General features: G+C 62.0%; 16 protein-coding genes. 13 read left to right on the forward strand and 3 right to left on the reverse strand.

The window, feature by feature from the left end; all coding sequences use genetic code 11:
• Positions 1-114: 114 nt before the first annotated feature.
• The 10 genes from J8F10_RS35075 to J8F10_RS35120 all read left to right on the forward strand — a co-directional run bounded on the left by J8F10_RS35075 (position 115) and on the right by J8F10_RS35120 (position 15062).
• A complete protein-coding gene (locus J8F10_RS35075; RefSeq protein ID WP_210662579.1) occupies positions 115-1266 on the forward strand; it encodes an acyltransferase family protein in 1152 nt (383 codons plus the stop codon).
• Between the two features lie 277 nt (positions 1267-1543).
• A complete protein-coding gene (locus J8F10_RS35080; RefSeq protein WP_210662581.1) occupies positions 1544-2209 on the forward strand; it encodes a polysaccharide deacetylase family protein in 666 nt (221 codons plus the stop codon).
• Complete coding sequence (locus J8F10_RS35085) at positions 2206-3588, forward strand: glycosyltransferase (protein ID WP_210662583.1); 1383 nt, start codon at positions 2206-2208, stop codon at positions 3586-3588. Before J8F10_RS35080 ends, J8F10_RS35085 begins: the two co-directional genes overlap by 4 nt.
• Positions 3589-3908: 320 nt before the next feature.
• Positions 3909-4922, forward strand: coding sequence for a glycosyltransferase (locus J8F10_RS35090; RefSeq protein ID WP_246524749.1), 1014 nt, complete (start codon positions 3909-3911; stop codon positions 4920-4922).
• Positions 4923-5065: 143 nt separating this feature from the next.
• Positions 5066-6406, forward strand: coding sequence for a nucleotide sugar dehydrogenase (locus J8F10_RS35095; RefSeq protein ID WP_210662588.1), 1341 nt, complete (start codon positions 5066-5068; stop codon positions 6404-6406).
• Positions 6407-6658: 252 nt separating this feature from the next.
• Entirely contained in the window at positions 6659-7222 is a 564-nt protein-coding gene (locus J8F10_RS35100; protein ID WP_210662590.1) for a serine O-acetyltransferase, read from the forward strand.
• A 120-nt stretch (positions 7223-7342) separates the two neighbouring features.
• The gene (locus J8F10_RS35105; protein WP_210662592.1) at positions 7343-8620 is read left to right on the forward strand and encodes a glycosyltransferase family 2 protein; all 1278 of its coding nucleotides are present in this window, start codon (positions 7343-7345) and stop codon (positions 8618-8620) included.
• Between the two features lie 59 nt (positions 8621-8679).
• Positions 8680-9795, forward strand: a complete 1116-nt coding sequence (locus tag J8F10_RS35110) for a hypothetical protein (RefSeq protein ID WP_210662595.1) — start codon at positions 8680-8682, stop codon at positions 9793-9795.
• A 51-nt stretch (positions 9796-9846) separates the two neighbouring features.
• A complete protein-coding gene (locus tag J8F10_RS35115; RefSeq protein ID WP_210662597.1) occupies positions 9847-10587 on the forward strand; it encodes a hypothetical protein in 741 nt (246 codons plus the stop codon).
• Positions 10588-10730: 143 nt separating this feature from the next.
• Positions 10731-15062 (forward strand): tetratricopeptide repeat protein, encoded by a 4332-nt coding sequence (locus J8F10_RS35120; RefSeq protein ID WP_210662599.1) that lies wholly within the window; start codon positions 10731-10733, stop codon positions 15060-15062.
• Between the two features lie 57 nt (positions 15063-15119).
• Here the strand turns inward: J8F10_RS35120 and J8F10_RS40110 are convergent, their stop codons facing one another.
• Both J8F10_RS40110 and J8F10_RS40115 read right to left on the reverse strand, forming a co-directional pair.
• Positions 15120-15506, reverse strand: a complete 387-nt coding sequence (locus tag J8F10_RS40110) for a hypothetical protein (RefSeq protein ID WP_315854250.1) — start codon at positions 15504-15506, stop codon at positions 15120-15122.
• A gap of 22 nt (positions 15507-15528) precedes the next feature.
• Entirely contained in the window at positions 15529-16281 is a 753-nt protein-coding gene (locus J8F10_RS40115) for an ISAs1 family transposase (RefSeq protein WP_210662603.1), read from the reverse strand.
• Positions 16282-16485: 204 nt separating this feature from the next.
• Between J8F10_RS40115 and J8F10_RS35135 the strand changes: the two genes are divergently transcribed.
• Positions 16486-17547 (forward strand): polysaccharide biosynthesis/export family protein, encoded by a 1062-nt coding sequence (locus J8F10_RS35135; protein ID WP_210662606.1) that lies wholly within the window; start codon positions 16486-16488, stop codon positions 17545-17547.
• A gap of 79 nt (positions 17548-17626) precedes the next feature.
• Entirely contained in the window at positions 17627-18106 is a 480-nt protein-coding gene (locus tag J8F10_RS35140; RefSeq protein ID WP_210662608.1) for a hypothetical protein, read from the forward strand.
• A gap of 111 nt (positions 18107-18217) precedes the next feature.
• Here J8F10_RS35140 and J8F10_RS35145 read toward each other — a convergent pair whose 3' ends face one another.
• On the reverse strand, positions 18218-19318 hold the full coding sequence (locus J8F10_RS35145; protein ID WP_210662610.1) for an FHA domain-containing protein: 1101 nt from the start codon (positions 19316-19318) through the stop codon (positions 18218-18220).
• A 656-nt stretch (positions 19319-19974) separates the two neighbouring features.
• Here J8F10_RS35145 and J8F10_RS40485 point away from each other — a divergent pair.
• Positions 19975-20448, forward strand: a complete 474-nt coding sequence (locus tag J8F10_RS40485; protein ID WP_210662612.1) for a GNAT family N-acetyltransferase — start codon at positions 19975-19977, stop codon at positions 20446-20448.
• Positions 20449-20540 lie beyond the last annotated feature (92 nt).

Genomic DNA, 20540 nt, shown 5'->3' on the forward strand with positions numbered 1-20540 from the left:
GTCAATACGCACTAGTCCGCCAGTCACGCCGGAATTTACGCGAATCGTAAACAAGAATTCTTTTCTCGATGTGTAAATTACAAGGTTGATGGAACCAACGCGAGCAGCCACGCAATGAACTCATCCCCTTCTCCTTCGCCCCTATCAGGCTACGTCCGAGAGTTTGACGGATTCCGCGGTCTGGCCATTCTCGCGGTCATGGTTCACCATTTTTGGCCCCGGTCTGGGCCACTGGCCGCTCACTCCGCGATCCCGCACTTGGGATGGGTTGGGGTGGACCTCTTCTTCGTGCTTTCGGGGTGCCTCATCACTGGCATCCTGCTAGACACACGCGGCTCCGCAGGGTATTTCAAGAATTTCTACGCGCGGCGCGTGCTCCGCATCTTTCCTCTCTATTTTCTGTTCGTCGCCGCGGCCTACATACTGATCCCGCGTCTTCAAGCGGCCACGAACCCCGGTGAGTTCGTGCAAGAGTCCGGGCCTGCGTGGTGGTACCTCTTGTACTTGGGTAACCTTCGCGAAGCCCTGACCGGATCGGCGCCAGCTTACGTCCTCGCTCCAACCTGGAGCCTGTGTATCGAGGAACAGTTCTATGTCGCTTTTCCGCTCCTCGTCGCGGCCCTCCCCGTTTACCGTCTCCGCCTACTACTCTGGGTATTAGTGTGTTTTGCGCCGGCTTTCCGACTCGCAACTGCAATCTGGTGGGTCGAAAACGAACGCATCCAATACCTCTTCACGCTGAGTCGGGTCGATACACTAGCGCTCGGGGGCTTGCTCGCGCTCGCGTTCCGTGGGTACGCAGCGGTACCGGGTAAACGGGCGACAGGGATTTTGCTGCCCATTGTGTCTCTTGTGTTCGTAGGCGTTTTCGTCACGGGCGGTTTGGACCGAACCACGTGGTTCGGTCGAGTCGCAGGGTACACCGTGGTCGGATTCACCATGTGGGTACTCGTAGCCTGGGCCATCCACCGTCGGGGCACGGCTCCGACCAGCTGGCTCCGATGGACGCCACTTACAGGACTCGGCACTATTTGTTACGGCATCTACCTGCTCCAGCGCCCGGCGGAGGTCGTTCTCGGCAAGCTCGCGGTCCGGTACGCTCCGGGGTGCTTCGACCCCGATACCGTAACGGGTTTCTTGGCCAAGTGCGCCGTTGCGGTGATCGCCGGGGGCGCCTCTTGGTTCCTCATCGAGTGCCCGATTCTGCGACTCAAATCGCTCTTCGTGTCCCCGCGGCATCCGGCGCTCACGCCTCCGGACTGTTAGCGATCGTGGCCGTGGCCACTGGTTTGGTCCACTTGTGGAGACCGGCGCGTCGAGGCCCTTGTTTCGTCCACCCACGAACAACACGAGATCCGCCGACCGGTCGTGATCAGAATCGATCCGCTTCCACCGCCACCAGTTAGGGTTTCAGCAGAGCAAGGTTCTGTCAAAGCCTGTTAGAAGGCCCACAAACGACTGACCGAAGCCCGATTCGTAACGTATATCATCCTTTGACCGACCAATTCATCCGCCCATGCACCGGGATGAGGAGTACGCGATCGTGACGCCCCGCCCGATCATGTGGTCCCGCCAAATCGTCAGGCGCGGTCTCGCGGCGAGTTTGCCGCGCCGCGTCTACATGACGCAAGGCCCGCGTCAGTCCGATTCGATCTGCCTCACGTTCGACGACGGACCGCACCCGGAAGTCACCCCCCGGCTGCTCGATCTGTTACGCGACTTGCGCGTGCCCGGCACGTTCTTTCTCATCGGGCGCGAAGTCGAAAAGTACCCCGATCTGGTCCGCCGAATGACCGCCGAGGGGCACGCCGTCGGCAATCACTCGTATTCGCACCCGCGGCGCGAGTCCCTTTCCCGGCGCGAAGCCGCCGCGGAAGTCACCAACGGGGCCGCAGCCATCGGCCGAATTCTGGGGAAGCCGCCCACACTTTACCGACCTCCCCGTGGGAAGGTAACCGTGGGAGACATGTGGCGGCTCTGGCGCGCGGGAACGACGACCGTGCTCTGGAACGTGGACCCGAAGGACTGCTCCGTCCGCCGGACCACCGCCGAGGTAGAGGGCTGGTTCCGGGACCGCCCGCTTGAGAGTGGCGACCTGGTTCTCTTGCACGACGACCAGACGAAGGTTCTCGACATTCTGCCCGAGCTGATCGCCGTCACACGCGACCGGAAGCTCAACTTCACCACCGTGGAGGCGTGGGCTAAATGACGGCTGTGGCCCCGCCCCCGACGCCCCCGGCAGCCGACCCTGCCGATCAGCCCCCGCGCAAGCGCGTGCTGATCGTCACCTACCCGTTCCCGCCGGTCGGGGGAGCCGGCGTTCAGCGCGTTACGAAGTTCGTCAAGTACCTGCCCCGGCACGGCTGGGACGTTTCGGTCCTCACCGTCGCGAACCCGTCCGTCCCCCTCTTCGACGACAGTCTGGCGAAGGACATCCCGCCCGGCACCGTTATCACCCGGGCGCGCTCGTGGGAACCGGGGTACGCGCTGAAGGCGTCCGTTTCCGCCGGGCAGCAGGGGGAGAAGCGCGCCCGGGGCGGGCTCAAAACGTTTCTCACCGGTGCCGCGCGTCGGCTCGCCACTCTCGTACTTCAGCCCGACCCGCAGATCCTCTGGATGCCCGGCGCCCTAGCCGACGGGAAGCGGTTGCTCCGCCGCGTGCGGCACGACGCGATCCTCGCGAGCGGCCCGCCGTTCTCGACGTTCCTCCTCGCGGCCGCGCTGGGGCGCAACTCGAAAGTGCCGCTCGTCCTCGACTACCGAGACGAATGGACCATCAGTAACGAATACTGGGAGAACAAGCGCCTCGACCCGCTCTCGCGGTTCGTTCAGGGCCGGATGCAGCGAAAGGTCATTCGCGCCGCCCGGGGCCTGATTGCGACCACGCGGTTCAGCGCGGAAGCCCTGGGCGCGATGAACCGCCGGGCCGGGGGGCACGCGCGGACCGCCTGGGTGTACAACGGGTTCGACCCCGATGACTTCGACTCGCACGAGCCGGCCGCGCGCGCGGAAGGCGGGCGGTTCCGACTGACGTACACCGGAACCTTGTGGAACCTGACTTCGGTGGGCCCACTCGTCGAAGCGGTGAAGCGTATCGCCGCGACCGTGCCGGAACTGGTTGCCGGGCTCGAACTCGTGTTCGCTGGGCGCCGAACCGGGCCGCAAGCCCAGCTCCTAACTGACCTCCGCACATTACCGTGCCGGCTCGTCGAGCTCCCGTATCTGGACCACTCCGAAGCAGTGGGGCTCATGCGCGGGAGCGAGGCCCTGTGCCTGCTCCTCAGCGACCTGCCCGGCGCGGGGCGCGTGGTACCCGCGAAACTGTTTGAATACGTAGCAACAAACCGCCCGATCCTGACCATCTCTCCCCCCGGCGAAGCCCGAGATTTGCTCCGTGGCTACACTGGGGGGCAGTTCTCCCCGAGCGAGGTTGAAGGTGTCGCCGCGTGGCTTACCGGCGCGATCCGGGCACATCGGGCCGGCAATTTCCCTTTGACTAAGGCTGGGGGCTGGGACGCTTCCCCGTTTACGCGCGACAACGAGGCTGGACAACTCGCTGCTTTCATGAACGAGATTTCTTCCTGGTAACGGTGTTAAGGACTACCAGACAAAATCCCTGCCTACCTGCCGTTTTCCAGCAATTTTCGATGATGATCAGGGTCTTGTCGTTTAGTCTTAAAGCTATCACCGCATTCGACACCACCCGCTGCCAGACTGGTCCGGTGTTCAAAGAAGTGAGGCTGCCTAGAATGACGATTTTAGATCAACCTCCGCTCACCGGGAGGGACATGTTGTGTTTCAGTCACGATTGGACCGGCGACCCGCTTTCAAAGACCCATTTGATGCGGCTCCTAGCTCGCAATAACCGCGTCCTCTGGGTGAACTCGATTGGTTACAGAACTCCGTCGTTGGGAAGTAAGAAGGACCTCGCCCGAATCGTCCAGAAACTCAAAGAAGCATCCAAACCGGTACGCGAGGTCGAAAAGAACATCTTCACGTTTAGCCCGCTCGTCGTCCCGAGTTGGGGCAGCCGCGCGCTCCGGGCTCTCAACGCGCAGTTCCTCCGGTGGCAAGTTCGCCGTGTCATGCGGCGGCTCCAGTTCCGCCGACCAATCAATTGGATATTCAACCCCGCGGCCGGCCCCCTTGCGGGCTCGCTCGGCGAAGATCGAGTCATCTACTACTGCGTGGACGAGTACACCGCGTTCAAGGGAGTCGATACCACGGCTCTTGCGACAATTGAGCGGGCGCTGATAGATCGCGCGGACCTCGTGATCGTTTCGGCAGAGAAATTATTGCACACAAAGCGCGCGGCCCACGTGCCGACGCTGTTAATACGTCACGGGGTCGACTTCCAGCACTTTGCCTCGGCCCTGCGCCCCGAAACAATCGTTCCCGACGAAATCGCCAAGCTCCCACGCCCCGTGATTGGGTATTTCGGCCTCATCGCGGATGACTGGGTGGACCTGCCCCTCTTAGTCCACACCGCGCGAAGTTTCCCCACAGGTTCCTTGGTCATGCTCGGGAAGGTAACGATGGACGTGAGCGCGCTGGAGCGCGAACCCAACGTCCATATACTCGGGCGCAAGTCATACGAGAGCCTTCCCGGATACTGTAAAGGGTTTGATGTCGCCGTCATTCCGTTCCCCGTAACAGAAGTGACCCTCAACGCGAACCCGCTGAAGGCACGGGAGTACCTTGCCGCCGGGTTGCCCGTCGTTTCGACAAACATTCCAGAGGTTCGCGTACTCAATCGCTGCCTACTCGCGAACTCTCCGACCGAATTTGTAGCGCACCTGAACAGCGTGCTGAGTTCCCCGCCGCCGCGCACCGAGGTGAGCGAATCGGTCCGAACCGAGGGGTGGAACACGCGACTGCGGGAAATCGAGCGCCATCTCGTCCCGCTCCTGGAAACCAACTAAAACTCAAGCAACAGACCATCCGGGAACTACAGTCTGAACCACTTGGTTGTAGCGGTCCCGGGGTGAAATTTATCGTCCGTTTCACATGATATTCGGGCGCCGGCCGAAACGGTTCGGCAGATACTGAGGTGCGAAAAATGACTATGCCAGTAACTCCCGACCACCATTTTCGTACCGCCCGCGAGCGGATCGAATCCCGCGCTGCGGTCGTCGGGATCATCGGCCTCGGGTACGTCGGGCTGCCCCTCGCGCGCGGGTTCGCGACCAAGGGGTTCCCGGTGCTCGGGTTCGACGTCGATCCGGTGAAGGTCGAGAAGCTCGCGCGCGGCGAGAGCTACATCGGGCACATCGACGCCGCGACGATCAAGCAGATGCGGCAGAACAAGTTCGACGCCACCACCGACTTCGCGCGACTTAAGGAAGCGGACGCGGTCATCATCTGCGTGCCGACCCCGCTCACCGACGCGCGCGAACCGGACCTGACCTACATCGTCAACTCCGTGAAGGCGATCGCGGCGACACTGCGCAAGGGCCAACTCGTCGTGCTGGAGAGCACGACCTACCCGCGCACCACGCGCGACGTCGTGCTCCCGATCCTCAACGAGGCCGGTCTCAAGTCCGGCGAGGACTTCTTCCTCGCGTTCAGCCCAGAACGGGAAGATCCGGGCAACGCACACTTCTCGACGACCACGATTCCGAAGGTCGTCGGCGGGTTGGACCCGACGAGCCTCGAACTCGCGGCGGCCATGTACCGCCAGGTGATTGCGAACGTCGTCGAGGTGTCCACGCCCGAGGTGGCGGAGGCGTGCAAAATCCTGGAAAACACGTACCGGGCAATCAACATCGCGCTGGTGAACGAGTTGAAAGTGCTCTACGATCGGATGGGCATCGACGTGTGGGAAGTGATCGACGCGGCCAAGACCAAGCCGTTCGGGTTCCAGGCGTTTTACCCCGGTCCCGGACTGGGCGGGCACTGCATCCCGATCGACCCGTTCTACCTCACGTGGATCGCGCGCAAGTACGGGCTCAACACCCGTTTCATCGAACTGGCGGGCGAGGTGAACACCGCGATGCCCACCTACGTGGTCTCGAAAGTGGCCGACGCACTCAACGACGCGGGCAAGCCCGTGAAGGGGAGCAAGGTGCTGCTGCTCGGGATGGCGTACAAGAAGGACATCGACGACCCCCGCGAATCGCCCGGGTTCGAGTTGCTCGATCTGCTGCTCAAGAAGGGCGCGAAGGTCAGCTACAACGACCCGCACATCCCGACCCTGCCGAAGATGCGCCACTGGCCGCACCTGGAGCCAATGGAGAGCGTCGCGCTCACGCCCGAAGCGCTCGCGGGGTTCGACTGTGTCCTGATCGCGACCGACCACACCGCTTACGACTACTCGTGGATCGTGGCGCACAGCCCGCTCGTGATCGATACGCGCAACGCGACGAAGAAGGTCGCCGCCGGCCGCGCGAAAATCGTCAAAGCGTGACGTGTGGTGCCGACATGATGTTTCGATGTATTCGTGGCACCCGGGAACTGATGCCGCGTTGAAACTCTCAGTGGATTGTTGAGAACCGTCCGGCCTTCGCTCTTTGGGAGTGAAGAGGATGAAGATGGCATGCTGAATCCGCGCCACTGCGCTGGGAAGTTCGGCGCTGCCGAACTCGGCCCATGAAAACCAGTATTCCACCGCCAACCGCGAAACCGCTCAAAGTGCTCCAACGAACAACGGGCCGAGGCCATGATCCGAACGGTCCGTCTCATCCTCTCCGACCTTCGTGCAAAAGCCGAGTGGTGCTACGAGACGCGCGGGTGGAAGGGGATTATTAAGGTTCTGCTCACGGACGGCACACCCGCGATGATCTGGTACCGCCTCATGCAGTGGGCGCGGCGCTGGCGACTCGCCCCGCTCGAAATGCTCTTCAACCGGATGAATACAATGTGTTGCGGGTGCATTATTGGCCGCGGCGCAGAATTCGGTCCCGGATTTGTCCTGATCCACTCACTCGGAGTCGTAATTAACGGAAACGTGTCCGGCGGTTTCGGTGTCAAAATCGAGCACCAAGTCACGATCGGGGCCGAAAAGCGACAAAGCCCGGTTCTCGGAAACAACGTGTTCGTGGGGGCGGGGGCCAAAATCGTCGGCGCGGTCCGTCTCGGGGACGGAGCAAAGATCGGAGCAAACGCTGTCGTTCTGACCGATATCCCCGCCGGCGCGACCGCGGTCGGTATCCCCGCAAAAGTTGTTCGGATTGTGGAACCAAACCCAGTTGAGACGCGACAATACATTGCTGAGGCAAAGTGATTTTTTAGCGGATTACCCTTTGACAAACGCTCAAGCCGCTATTACCATCACAAACTGAACTTTCCTACCGTTTCTTTACACTTTAACCGCCCAACGCTGACCGCCCCAGCGAGACTAACCATGTTTTCCGACGCCCTCTCCATCGCGTTCTGGACATGCTTGTTCCTGGGATCGTTTACGTACATTATTTACCCGATCTTGATCCTTATATTCGCCAATTTGTTTGGGCGAAGAGTACCCGACGACACACTTGTTAAGCTCCAGCCGCAATCCGCGGCCGCTGAACTCGCGGTGGCAGAACAGGCGCACGCGGCGAGCCCGGACGATTTTTTGCCGACACTTTCGCTCCTCATTGCCGCTCACAACGAAGAGGCGGACATTGAAGCTCGTATCCAGAACGCGCTCGCTCTCGATTACCCGGCCGGCAAACTCGAAATCGTGATCGCGTCGGACGGCAGCACTGATGGGACGAACGATATCGTCCGGCGGTTCGCGGACCGGGGCGTGCGACTTCTGGCGTACTCACTGAACCAGGGTAAGGCGTCGGTTCTCGATAAATCGGTCCCGCGCCTGACCGGACAAGTCGTGATCCTCTCGGACGCCAATACACACATGGCGCCGGACGCGGCCCGGCGGTTGGCGGCGTGGTTCTCGGACCCGGACATTGGGGTCGTTTGCGGGCGCCTCGTTCTGACGGACGCGCGGACCGGCAAAAATGTCGACGGGTTGTACTGGAAGTACGAAACGTTCCTCAAAAAATGCGAGAGCCGTTTGGGGGCGCTGCTCGGGTCGAACGGTGCCATCTACGCGATCCGCAAGTCGCTCTTCCCCGGTGTGGCGGCGGGTACGATCATCGACGACTTTGTGATCCCGCTCAATGCGAAACTGCGGTCCGGGTGCCGGATCGTTTACGACCCACACGCCGTTGCCCACGAGGAAACCGCACCCACAATGCGAGCGGAGTTCCGCCGGCGGGTTCGGATCGGGGCCGGTGGGTTCCAAAGTATCGGAATGCTGTGGCCGCTCCTTGCACCGACGAACGGTTGGGTGGCGTTCACCTTCCTGAGCCACAAAGTTCTGCGCTGGGCGTGCCCGTTCTTTCTTTTGGGAATGTTGGGCGCAAACGCCCTACTGCTCAGCGACCCCCTGTACGCCTGGACAATGAGCGTGCAAGCGGCGTTTTACGCTCTGGCAGCGGTCGGCAATTGGCTCCCAGCACGCCCGCGGGTCCTACGGTACTTCCGCCTCCCGACGATGTTCGTGTCGATGAACGCGGCCCTGTGCCTCGGTTTCTTCCGCTGGTGCCTCGGGCGCCAGGGCGGGACGTGGAAGCGAACGGACCGAACCACTGAAGGCGTGAGCCTGCCCGAAGTTCATCCCGTGGGCTCGGGGCAATAAAGTCCTTTGCAGTGGAGTAGGTATAGGGGATCGGTAGACGGACACGCTGGAGCGCAGGAATGTTGGGATTGGGCGGCCGGGGGTTGGATCGTTGGCTCGTCCCGTACTTACTCTCTGGGTCGAAGCGCCGAGCGCCGGCGCAAGGGCAACCGGTTCACCTGCTCCTGGCGATTTGCGACCATTACGAACCCAAGCGCGGGAACGCACCGCCGGAAAAAGCGCGGGCGCGGGTGCAGCAGTGGATCGAGGAATACCCGCGACTCTTCGACCGGTTCCGCGACGCGGACGGCATGCCGCCGCAATACTCGTTCTTCTATCCCGAAGACGAGTACGAGCCGGAACTCGTTGACATGGTGGCGGAGTTGTGCCGGCACAAGAGCGGCCAGCGCTACGGCGAAGTGGAGATCCACCTCCACCACGACAACGACACGGCCGACAACCTGCGGCGCACGCTGTTGAACTTCAAAACGACGCTGGCCGAGCGACACGGGTTGCTCTCGCGAGACAAGGAAACGGGCGAGATCGTATACGGGTTCATTCACGGAAACTGGTGCCTCGACAACTGTCGGCGCGACGGCCGCTGGTGCGGAGTGAACAACGAACTGGACGTGCTGCGAGAGACGGGGTGCTACGCGGACTTCACCCTACCATCCGCACCGAGCGAGACACAAACGCGGAAGATCAACAGTATTTATTGGGCCGTGGACGATCCGAACCGGCCGAAATCACACGACACGGGCGTCGATTTGGGCACCGCACCCAAACCAAAAGACAGCCTTTTGATGATTCAAGGTCCGTTGGCTTTAGACTGGGCGCGAAAGAAGTGGGGACTTCTCCCAAAAATCGAGAATGCGTGCTTGCAGAAAAGTCAACCACCAGATAAAAATCGACTGGAACTCTGGCTGCGTGCTTGCGTTAAAATTCCGACGAAGCCAAACTGGTATTTCGTTAAATTGCACACGCACGGAGTAAACGAACCCAACCAAGACGTGCTCCTCGGTGAGTCGATGGTTCGGTTCCACGAGATGCTCTCGGAGCGAGCGAACCGGGATCCCCTTTTCCGGTTCCACTATGTAACGGCGCGGGAGATGGCAAACATCGCTCTCGCGGCCGATCGCGACCTGGATCTGACCATCCAAGAAGCACGTTCGCTCCGGTACATCCCACTCGGGTAATTTCGCCCAGTGGGCCCACCGCGGGTCCCGTTCCCCAAGGAGGACGCCCCAATGTCCCGTTTGAAGTTTCTCATGGTAGCGACCGTCGCTGCCGCCGCAGCTCTGGTCGCTCCGGCGAAGAGCGAAGCGGCCCTCACCGTCACCATCAAAGATGGTGCCAACACCACTATCCTGACCGATGGTGACAACGACGGCCTCATCACTACTCCCACCGCTGCCACCAACTCCACCACCGGCGGTGTCGTTGTGGGCGGTTACCGTATCGGTTTGACCTCGTCCTTTACGCCTGGCGCTATATCTTCTGAGCTCACGACGAATACGACCTTGCGAGTTTTCCGCACCGGAGGGGCTATTTCCGGTCCCCTTACGATTACCGTTCTGGAAGATAACCTCACGACCCCCGTCGCTCCGGCGAGCGGCCTACTGAATTTGCTCAACGCCCTTACTCTGCTGCAAGTCACTGGAACCGGGAGCAATGTTTCGGTAGTCACGATCGCTAGTAACATTCCCGCCGGCGCTGGTGACCCCACCAGCACGAGCGCTGTTACACTCTCGAATCCGAACTCGGGCGGTGACTCCCACACCACCTTCAAGCAAACAACGAACCCGTACTCTCTGAGCCAAGTGTTTACTGTTACGCTTGGTTCGGGTGGTTCTGCGAATTTTAGCGGCACTGGTAGCGTCAACGCAGCTCCCGCTCCCGCCGGTCTCGTGATGCTGGCGACCGTGCTGCCGTTCGCTGGCATGCTCCGTCGCCGGCTCCGCAAGAGCGAAGTCGCGACCGTTGCCTAAACTGCGCCGTTACTTGGCACCCTGAAAATCGCGTCGCCTGGGTAGTCATTATGATTACTCAGGCGACTTTGTTTTCCGTTTGTCTCTGCTAAACTTCAAGCACTTCGTCGCTACCCCACGACCGACACCCTGGTTTTTCTCCCATGTGGTTCAAAATCAACTGGCGTTTCCTGGTGAAACTCTCCGCGGTGGCGATCGTAGCCCTGATCGCGGTTCATTTCACCCACCGCTGGCAGGTGCGCCAGCAAGTCGGGGCGTTTCTGCGTTTGGCCGACGCCGCACGCGATGCAAAGGATGGTGACGAAAAAGCAGCGGAGCGAGAGATCGCCTACCTCAAGCGATACGTGATGGCGCGGCCAAACGAAAACGACGTGCGCGAGCGACTGGGACGATTGCTCTGCACGTCCGCAAAGTCGGGAAAGGACATGCTGGAGGGTTACCTCGTTGTCCAGGACATCCTGCGCCGCGATCCGGCGCGCGACGAATTGCGTCGATTCGCCATCGATTTCGCACTGAATCGCCTCGGCTTGTACACGGAAGCTCTCGCAGACGTCGAAATTCTGCTCGATAAACGAAAGGGTGATGGCGAACTCAAGGCACTGGAGGCCCGGTGTTTCGTTCAGGCCAAAATATACGACAAGGCTAAGCACTCGTATCTAGCAGCAATCGAGGTCCGACCCGATCTACTTGATGCCTATACTGGGTTAGCGGCGGTACTCCGAGTCGAACTCAAACAGGCTAAGGAGGCGGATAAAGTCGTCGTAATGCTGTTCAAGAACAACCAGGAAAATTTTCGTGCACACCTATTGATAGCGGACTATTGGCGCACGTTTTGGGGACTCGGCCAGAGCGCGTTTGAGTCTGCTAGTTTAGTTGCGGCGGCGCAAAAGTTAAAGGAACATGCGGAAGTTGCGGACGCGATCGCGAACGCTGTAGAGGTAGCGAAAAGACTGGCCCCAGACAATCTCGACGTCATCCTCGCTGTTTCGGACGTTTCACGCTTCCGTAGTTACAAACTGGCCCGATCACCTGACAAAGAGGATCGGGACAAGGCTGCGGCAGCGTTCACCGAGGCTCACGGCATTCTGAAAGCCGGGTTGGTCAAGTACCCTCAAGCGCCCGCACTTTATCTCGCCCTCGCCGCACGAGAATCTGAGCAGCGCCAGGAAAAAGATCCCGCGACCGTCATCAAGGACGGACTGGAGGCGATTCCCGACTCGCCCCCATTGACGCAGGCCCTCTTGGGCTATCAAATTCTTGCCGGGGACGCGCCGGGCGCGTCCGAGACGCTCGGTAAATTAAAAGGCCGCGGACTAACGCCCACACAAGCCGAACTCTACGAGGGGCGCATTCTAATACTCAGAAGTGAGTGGTACGAAGCCGCCGCAGCCCTGGAGCGCGTGCGAACGACCACAGTAGACAATCCCGCACTGGAGCGCGAGGCGAATCTGTACTTGGGGCGGTGTTACGAGCAATTGGGCATTAAAGATCGGCGGCTGGACGCCTTCAATCGGGCCGTCCCCGTCGATACGACGGACGCACTCTGGGTGCCCGCACTTTTGGGTGTTGCAGAAGCGGAGACGGCGCTCGGGAAGACGGACGCCGCACTACAAGTTTACATGAAACTCCAAACGCAAGCTCCCGGAGTGTGGTTGCAGGTCGCGCGCCTTCAAATGCTTAAGGCCCTCCAAACTCCCGCCGACAAGAACCGCAACTGGCGGGATACTGAAGAGGCGCTCAAGAACGCGGAACAGATTCTGCCAAAGAGCACGGATGTTCGGCTTCTGAGGGCGACCCTTCTCGCTACCCAGGGCAACGCGGCCGAAGCCCGAACGCGGCTCGAGGTACTCAAATCCGAGAGGCCCAAAGACGCGGCCGTGTGGATCGCGTTGGCGGCCCAGGATCAGCACGACGGGAAACCGAAACAGGCCCTCGAAACCCTCAACGCGGCCGAAAAAGAAATCGGAGATTCGCACACGCTTCGGCTGGCGCGCGCGAAGCTCTGGGTGGACGTCAAGGAGCCAGAACTTTCTCAAAAGCTTCAAACACTCGCGTCCGACCTGCACAAGTTCTCCCCCGAACAGCAGCGGTTTCTGCTCTCTGGGCTGGCGGAACTGGCAACGGCTACGGTGACCGGTCCGCTCGGGGGCCAGTTGTGGGACCGTGTGGCCGAGCTCCGGCAATTCGACCTCGGCGTCCAGTTGACCCGTTTTGACCTCGCAGTCCGATCCGGAGACGAGAGCAAAATCGCCAGTGTTTTGGAGAAAATCCGCGAGATCGATGGTGAAGCGGGGTCCGCGGCCCGCCTCAGCCGGGCCCTCGTCCTCATCTGGCGCGCTCAAAACAAGAAAGAGCCGGCCGGTCTCAACGAAGCCGACCTGCTGCTCGCTGGGCTGGAGCGCGAGCGAAGCGGACGGGCTCGGGTCGTCTTCGCGCAAGCTCTGGTCGACGACCTGCGCGGCCAGCCATCGGCACTCGCCAAGTATCAGAAGGCGGTCGAGGCGGGTGAGACGAGCCCCGATGCGCTCCGCCGACTAATAGAGCTGCTTCACGCGGCCGGCCGCTCCAAGGAAGCTGAAAGCTACCTCGCAAAACTGCCGAAAGAGGCCCTCGCGAACAGTTCGATGCTGCGGCTCGCGGCCGAGTTGTCGCTCCCGACCAATAAAGCTCTGGCCATCACCTACGCGGAGCGGACTATACCCGACAACTCAACAAACCCCGCCGAATACATTTGGCAGGGACAGATATTTTCCCGCGCGGGGGACGCGACCAAAGCCGAAGCCGCGTTCCGTAAAGCGACCGCGGTGCGCCCGGACGCATTGGACGGCTGGTTGGTACTCATCGAGCACCAGACCCTCACGCAGGGCAAGAAAGACAAGAATGAAGGCGAAAGAACATTTGACGAGGCCAAAGACAAGGTCGCCAAAGCCGAAAGGACGCTGTTCCTCGCCCTGGCGCATACGATCCTCGGAAAGGGTGATAAGGCTGCAGAAGCGTACAAACAAGCACGGGTAGAACGCCCCACCGATCTGCGGACACTTCAGGCAGAAGCGGATTTCTTGTTCAAATACGCCAAGTACGATAAAGACGGGCACAGCACGGAGGCAGTTGAAGCGTACCGGCGAGTGCTCGCGCTCTCGACCGCTTCGCCCGCCGATAAGGATGCCGCCCGACAAAGGATCGTACTGATCCTCGCCTCCAGTCCCAACTACGCCGTTTCTCGGCAAGCACTTTTGGAACTCGGGGCGGCGCAGGACGACCGCCGATCGCGGCTCATGGCGCTAGCGTTCCAGCGCGATCGGGCGAGCCGCTTGGAAGCCATCGGTATGCTCGAAGCCGACCGGAAAGGCACTGAGCGCGGGCTCACCCCCGAGGACCAGTTTTTACTCGCCCAGCTTTACCGTATGGTTGGGGATCGGAGCCAGGTGCGATTGGTCATGTCCAATCTGCTCGAGAAAAACGGCGAGGTTCCACTCTACGTTCGGTTCTACGGAAGCTGGCTGCTCCTGATTGGCGACTCCCGAGCGGCAGAGGAATGGGTGAAGCGCCTGGGCGCCCTTCAGCCCGATGCCTTCGGAACCGCGGAGTTGCAGGCCCGACTCGCCGCGGCCAAGGGCAAAGGGGACCTGGCCGCCGCCCGCAACATCATTGTCCCCCGTGCGGACCGGCCCGGCGCACCCGTGCAGGCCGTCGCAACCATCTGCGAGAGCATCAAACTTTACGAGGACGCCGAGCGGTTGTTCCAACGAGCCACGGACCGGGCCAAAGAAAAACGACCCGAGGCCCCGCTCGTGCTCGCCGGGTTCTACGGTCGCCGGGGCCGAACGGCCGACGCGCTCCGGATCTGCGACGAGGTTCGGAAAGCGGTTCCCGCAGCAACGGCGTTGGCGGGAAAGTTCGCGGTCGAGGCCCTTTACAGTAACCCCGTGTCCGCACCCGCAGACACGAACCGCGTCGCGGATTGGCTCGATGAAGCGGCCAAGAAAGCCGACGCAAAAACCAAAGCGATCCTTGTCCAGCTCCTCGCATCGGTCCGAAACCTTCAGGGGAACTACGCCGAAGCGATGCGGCTCTACCGCGACGCGATCGACACCAATAAGGACGACGTACTGGCCCTCAACAACCTCGCGTTCCTGGTCTCGGCCCAAGAGAAGAACCACGACGAGGCGCTCCGACTGATCAAGCGCGCCCAAGGTGCAGGCGGAACGCTACCAGAACTGCTCGACACCGAGGCCCTCATTCTCCTGCAAAAGAAGGATTTCGGAGCGGCGCGGCGGTTGCTTGAAACGGTCACCGTCGAGGACCCGAGTGGCACGGCGTACTACCACCTCGCGCAAGTGGAACTCGCCGCCGGGGACCGCAAGCTCGAAGCGAAACGGGCCTGGCAGCAGGCCGAAGATTTTGGGATCAAGCTCGCCGACCTGCACCCGCTCGAGCGCGCCGAGTTTGAACGGGTGTCGGCCCTCTTAAAGTAATCCCGCACGCGCCGACCCACTCCGAAAGTCGCCCGGGGCGCAGGGCCATTGAAAGTTTCACAGTGGTGAAGCGAGGAGGTTGATCGCTTCGTGGAATCGAGCGGCCAACCTCCGTATAGCGCGCGCATGGTTGTCGGCTTCGACGTGTGCGAGGAGATGAACGCTCACGTTGCGTAACGCGGCGAGCACCTGCGGCGCGGAACCGCGGCGCACCGGGCACGCATCCTCGCCCAGCGTCACGTCCCGGACGTAGTGCAGACTGTTCTCGATCCGCCCGTGCTCGCGCACCAACTCCAGCAGCCGTTTCGCGTCGGCCTTCTCCGGGGGCCGGCTGGTGATCCCGTGGACCACCTCCTCATACGCCTTGCCCTTGCGAATCCCCCAGCGGCGCACGCGGAACCCCTGCTTCAGCCCGGGCCACTTCGGATGCACCGTTAGGATCACCGTGCTCTCCAAACTCCGGTGCTCAACGCGCCCGTGCCCCTTCTCGGTCGTTCGCGCGAACCGTGGACCGGGCGCCGGTTCCTTCGGCGGCACCCGCCCGTCGGGGGGAAAATGTCGCCGCTTGAGCGGCGAATGCGAGTCCCGCGTCGATATCCACGGCCAGGGCATGCTGGTTGTCCTTGACCACCAGCACATAGTCATCGCCCCGATCGCGAACCGCTTGGCACACATCGGCTTGTGTGAACATCGCGTCGCCGGTGATGATGTACCCGCCCGGGCGCGGGGGCAGGATGTTGAGCAACTCCAGCGCGGCCTTGTACTCGTTGGTCTTGGTATCGACACGCAGTTGAGCCAGAACGGCTTGGAAGCGTGGCGCGAATGCCGCCAGGAGGTGAACGCCGGGTAGTTGCGCGGCTCGGTCGGCGCTGCCGCGAGCGCACTTGCCGTCCATGTTGACGACGAGCACGTCGTCGGGCGGCAGACGGGCCGCGATCCACTTACGCAGAACCGCCTCCAGCGCCCGAACGTCGACCCGCGGGAGCAGTTTGGAGAGCGTGGAAGCGGTGGGCAATCGTCGTCGTGGGAACCCTAGGAGCAAGGCGAAGTCGCCACCATAATCGTCGGCGAGTTGGATGATCGCACCGGGCGAACGTCGGCCCAAGAGGATGCCGACGACCAGCAGAGCGAGGATGGGAGCGAAAGGGAAGGACCGTCCCTTGTCATCTCGTGGATCGGGAACGGCGGCCAACGCATCCAACAGGCAAGTGGGAGGCATCGAAGCAACTCCAAGTGCCCGCCGCTCCAATTGCGACGGCGGGGCACCGGAATAGCACATCCCCCCATTTCACCAAGATGAAACTTTCAATAGCCCTGGCCCGGGGCGCGGAACTCCTTCCGCACCCCGATTCATTTCACCCGAGGTACCGATTGTGCCGATTAGATCGATACGATGTTGGAATGCCACGGCAGGGAGGCGCATATGGGCGCGATTCGGAAGACCACCGGCCCGACCTTTGCTCTGATCGCGGCGGTACTGGCCAGCGGAGGCTGCCTGAGCGCGGGTCCGCGCCGGCCATCCGTACCAACCGCGGATCTCCCACGCGAACTGGTCAAAGTTTCACTACCGGACTACCGGGTCGAACCGCCCGACGTGCTCCTGATCGAAGCCGTTCGTGCGATCCCCAAACCGCCGTACCGGGCCGAACCGCTCGACGTGTTGTTCCTTCAGCTAGCGGAGCCCATCCCGGGCGAGCCGCTGGCCGGACCGGTCAGCATCGAGTCGGACGGGACCATCAACCTCGGGGCCGGGTACGGAGGGTCGGTGAAGGTCGTGGGGTTGACGATCCCGGAAATCAAAGAGGTGATCGAAAAGCACCTCGAAAAAGTGGTCGGACTGAAGGGTCCGCGTCTCACGGTGTCGCTCGCCCAGGGGCGCGCGGCCCAGCGCATCAACGGCCCGCACCTCGTCCGCCAGGACGGGTCCGTTTCGCTCGGAACCTACGGAAGCGTCCGGGTGTCGGGCATGACACTGGCCGAAATCCGGCAGGCGATCGAAGCCCACCTGTCCGCGTTCCTCGAAAAACCCGAGATCTCGGTGGACGTGCAGGGGTACAACAGCAAACTGTTTTACGTTATTCAAGACGGCGGTGGGGTGGGGCAGACTGTGACCCGGTTGCCCATTACGGGCAACGACACGGTCCTCGACGCGATCGCGCAGTTGAACGGGCTCTCACCGGTCGCGAGCCAGGACCGGATCTGGGTCTCGCGCCCGGCGCCCGTCGGGGCCGGGCACCAAATTCTGCCAGTCGACTGGCGCGCGGTGACCGAGTGCGGGGACACGACTACGAACTACCAACTCATGCCCGGGGACCGCGTGTTCGTCGCCGCTTACCCGATGGTCCGAGTCGATAGCACGATGGCCCGGGCCTTCGCTCCCATCGAGCGCCTACTCGGGATCACTCTCCTAGGCACGAGTACCGCAAAAGGAATCAGGTTCTTCAACTCGTTCAACGGTGCCGGCGGCAGTGGCGGCAGCAACTAACGCGGCAATATAGTGGTACAATATCCCGGGTAAGGGTCGCGCCAACCCGAGCCCCGAATCACCCCCGCGGAGGAACCAGATGAAGTATCGCGTCATCGTGGCGGTCGGAGCTTTGCTTCTCGCCACAGAAGCCGCTTCCGCCCAGCCGCAAGTCGGCCCCCCTACGCAGCGCCCGGCGTTTAGCCCGTACCTCAATCTCGCCCGACAGGGTGGATCGCCGGCCCTCAATTACTATGGACTCGTTCGCCCCGAGATCCAGGCGCGCCAGTCGATTCAAAACCTCCAGGGGGCCGTCGGCGCGAACCAACAAGCGATCAGCAACATCGAATCGGGAGCGTCGGGCAGTGACGTATCCACGACGGGTCACCAGGCCGGGTTCCTGAATTACGGGAACTACTTCATGACCGGAGGCGCCGGGCAAATGGGCAACTCCGGTGGAACGAACCGCTCGAGCACCGGCGGAAACAATCGCATGAACGCCACCCAAATGCGCCCCCCCGGGCTGCCCGGGGGAATGGGGGGAGGAGCCCTCGGGACACCGCCCCCCCGGAAGAAGTAAACCCTCACTGTGTTTGCGTTGCCCGAGTTAACCGTGCGGCCCCGGTGATTCCTTCAGCGAGAAGAATCACCGGGGCCGCACGGTTAACAGTCGCGTTCGGAGCGATCGACATCAGCCAGACTTTTTCCCATTCGAGTTCGGCGCCTTTTGAACGAGGCGATCGAGGAACCACGTGTGCGCGTCCGCCAACAGGTGCGCTTCGTTGGGATCCACGACCCGTGGAACGGGTCTCGGAGCCGGTGGCGGCGGTGGTGGCGCAACGGTCGGCAGGGGGGCGGCGGCCGCCACTGCGGGGGCCACGATTGAAACCGACGGCGGCACCGGCGGGCGGGCATCGCGCATCAGCTCTTGGACCTGCCGCATCTGCTCGCACATCATCGCAGTGTGCTCCTGCTGCATCGTTGTGAACATCCGGGCCATCGTTACGAAGCACTGTTGGAACTGCTCCATCATCTCGCGGAGCGGAAGGCCGACCGCGTTCGTCGAGTCGGGCACCGGCACAAAGGGGGCCGGAACCCCGCTCATCCCGAACGGAACCGGCGGGTGCGCGGTCGAGGCGCCGACCCGCAGCAACAGCGAGATCTTCCCGAGTTCAATCAGATCGCCGTCGCGGAGCGACGTGACCCGGGTCGGGCGCCCGTTCAGAACGGTCCCCCCGCGGCTCAGCAAGTCGACGCACCAAATCCCCTCCCGCGTCTTCACAATGGCGCACTGAAAATACGCCACGGCCTCGTCCAAGAACCGGAGGTTACAGTTGGGATGGCGCCCGATCAGGGTGACCGGTTGATCGAGCGCGAAGCGCCCGTTCGGTCCACCCGGGGCGTGTACGTCGAGCGTCGCCAGCGGGACCGCGTCGGGGTTGAACCCGGGTTCGTGCCACTCGGATTCGCCCGGGAGTTCCCCCGTTGCGGTGATCTGAACGTCGAACATACCGATCCGGACCGTTTGCCCCGAGTGGATCCACCCGCGCCCCTGCCCCCCGTCGTCCCACAGCACACCCGTCCGGCTCCCGAGGTCGATGCAGTACGGCACCCCGTCGACGAGTTGCAGGTACGCGTGACACTGGCTCACGCTCGGATCGTCCAAGCGAACGCCGGCCCGCGGCGCGCGCCCCAAAAGGGCATACGGCTGTCCGATGCACTGGGACCGGACCTCCCCGCTCGTCCGGTGAACGGCGTGAACGTCGAGGCCGCCGGGTAGTCTGGTTGCCAAGGCGAATACTCCCGATGACGTAAGGGAAGTGGCACCATCTGACTGCGACATTCGGCACACTCGGGACGAGACTATTTTGGAGGCGCCCGCCGGCGCGCAGGATTAATCCCCTGGGGCTACCAATCAGTCTAGAGCACGGGACCGCGTCGCGGAACCGGAGAAGTCACGAACGCCATTGGGGTCGAATCCACCACATTTCGCGCCCCAGTCGCACAGGGTTAGTTTGCTTGCCCCGGTATCGATTGGCACTGACTTTCTTTATCTTTTCTCCGTCCGCCCTTGTCTCCGACACTTCGGCACTACTGGGGCCGTTACCGCGGCCGAGCCCACGCTCGACACAAGGGTCAGCGCCCGCTCGAAGCTCGAGTCCCGCCCTCAAAGGGTCGAGCAAATGAGACGAAGCCTTGCACGAAATCCGGTACCCAATTACCCGCTTCTGAGCCGGGTCGCCCACACTCCCGTTAGTCTCAATAATAATTCAATCGTCCCTATCTACGATTAATGTTTCGGCGAAACGGTGGTATCCGTTCAGAACAGGCGCGAATATTCATCGATTTTATCCGCACTTCCGTTGTAGACGGTGTAGTTGCCCGTTACCATTCCACCTCCTAACTCCGCTTTCGGTATTCGCCTAACACCAAACTCTGGAGTCGCCCGTGTCGACCGAATCCGAACTGCACTACATCTGCAAGCCCACCGCTCTACACCCCGTCGCCCGCGTGATCGATTTTCTCACCACGCAAGAATTCCTCGCCGATGAACCCGCGTGTAAGCGGCTCTGGGAACTCGTGTCCACGCACTTCCGCACGCGCAGCAAGTTTCTCGCCGTGTGGAGCGGGGTGCGGTTCGTCGCAGTTCACCGCGAATTGGACGGGCGCGCGGACGGGTTCCTCCTCGTGAATGCTCCGGTCAACTGGCAGATCGATTACGTGGTCGTCAGCCCCGAGGCTCACGGCCGCGGCATCGCGTCCGCACTCGTGACCGAGACCGCGAACCAAGCGTTCCTGCGGGGCGCCCCCTACGTCATGCTCACCAGCAAAGAGAGCCTGCGCCGCCTCTACGAAGGGTGCGGGTTCGTTCCCGTTTCCGAATCGCCCGCACTCGTCGCCGCAGACGGCACGACGATCTAAGGGCCTTTTGCGACACGATCCGAGCCAAATTAAACAAGCCATTCGGCACCCCGAAGCTGCGCGGGCCGCGGACACACCGTGCCCCCAGCGGC

The organism is Gemmata palustris, from assembly GCF_017939745.1.
In the GTDB taxonomy this organism is placed as follows: domain Bacteria; phylum Planctomycetota; class Planctomycetia; order Gemmatales; family Gemmataceae; genus Gemmata; species Gemmata palustris.

Excerpts from the sequence above, each read along its gene's own strand:
- J8F10_RS35075 (WP_210662579.1), top strand. The coding sequence starts at position 115 with ATGAACTCATCCCCTTCTCCTTCGCCCCTATCAGGCTACGTCCGAGAG.
- J8F10_RS35085 (WP_210662583.1), top strand. The coding sequence starts at position 2,206 with ATGACGGCTGTGGCCCCGCCCCCGACGCCCCCGGCAGCCGACCCTGCC.
- J8F10_RS35095 (WP_210662588.1), top strand. The coding sequence starts at position 5,066 with ATGCCAGTAACTCCCGACCACCATTTTCGTACCGCCCGCGAGCGGATC.
- J8F10_RS35100 (WP_210662590.1), top strand. The coding sequence starts at position 6,659 with ATGATCCGAACGGTCCGTCTCATCCTCTCCGACCTTCGTGCAAAAGCC.
- J8F10_RS35105 (WP_210662592.1), top strand. The coding sequence starts at position 7,343 with ATGTTTTCCGACGCCCTCTCCATCGCGTTCTGGACATGCTTGTTCCTG.
- J8F10_RS35110 (WP_210662595.1), top strand. The coding sequence starts at position 8,680 with ATGTTGGGATTGGGCGGCCGGGGGTTGGATCGTTGGCTCGTCCCGTAC.
- J8F10_RS35115 (WP_210662597.1), top strand. The coding sequence starts at position 9,847 with ATGTCCCGTTTGAAGTTTCTCATGGTAGCGACCGTCGCTGCCGCCGCA.
- J8F10_RS35120 (WP_210662599.1), top strand. The coding sequence starts at position 10,731 with ATGTGGTTCAAAATCAACTGGCGTTTCCTGGTGAAACTCTCCGCGGTG.
- J8F10_RS40115 (WP_210662603.1), bottom strand. The coding sequence starts at position 16,281 with ATGCCTCCCACTTGCCTGTTGGATGCGTTGGCCGCCGTTCCCGATCCA.
- J8F10_RS35135 (WP_210662606.1), top strand. The coding sequence starts at position 16,486 with ATGGGCGCGATTCGGAAGACCACCGGCCCGACCTTTGCTCTGATCGCG.
- J8F10_RS35140 (WP_210662608.1), top strand. The coding sequence starts at position 17,627 with ATGAAGTATCGCGTCATCGTGGCGGTCGGAGCTTTGCTTCTCGCCACA.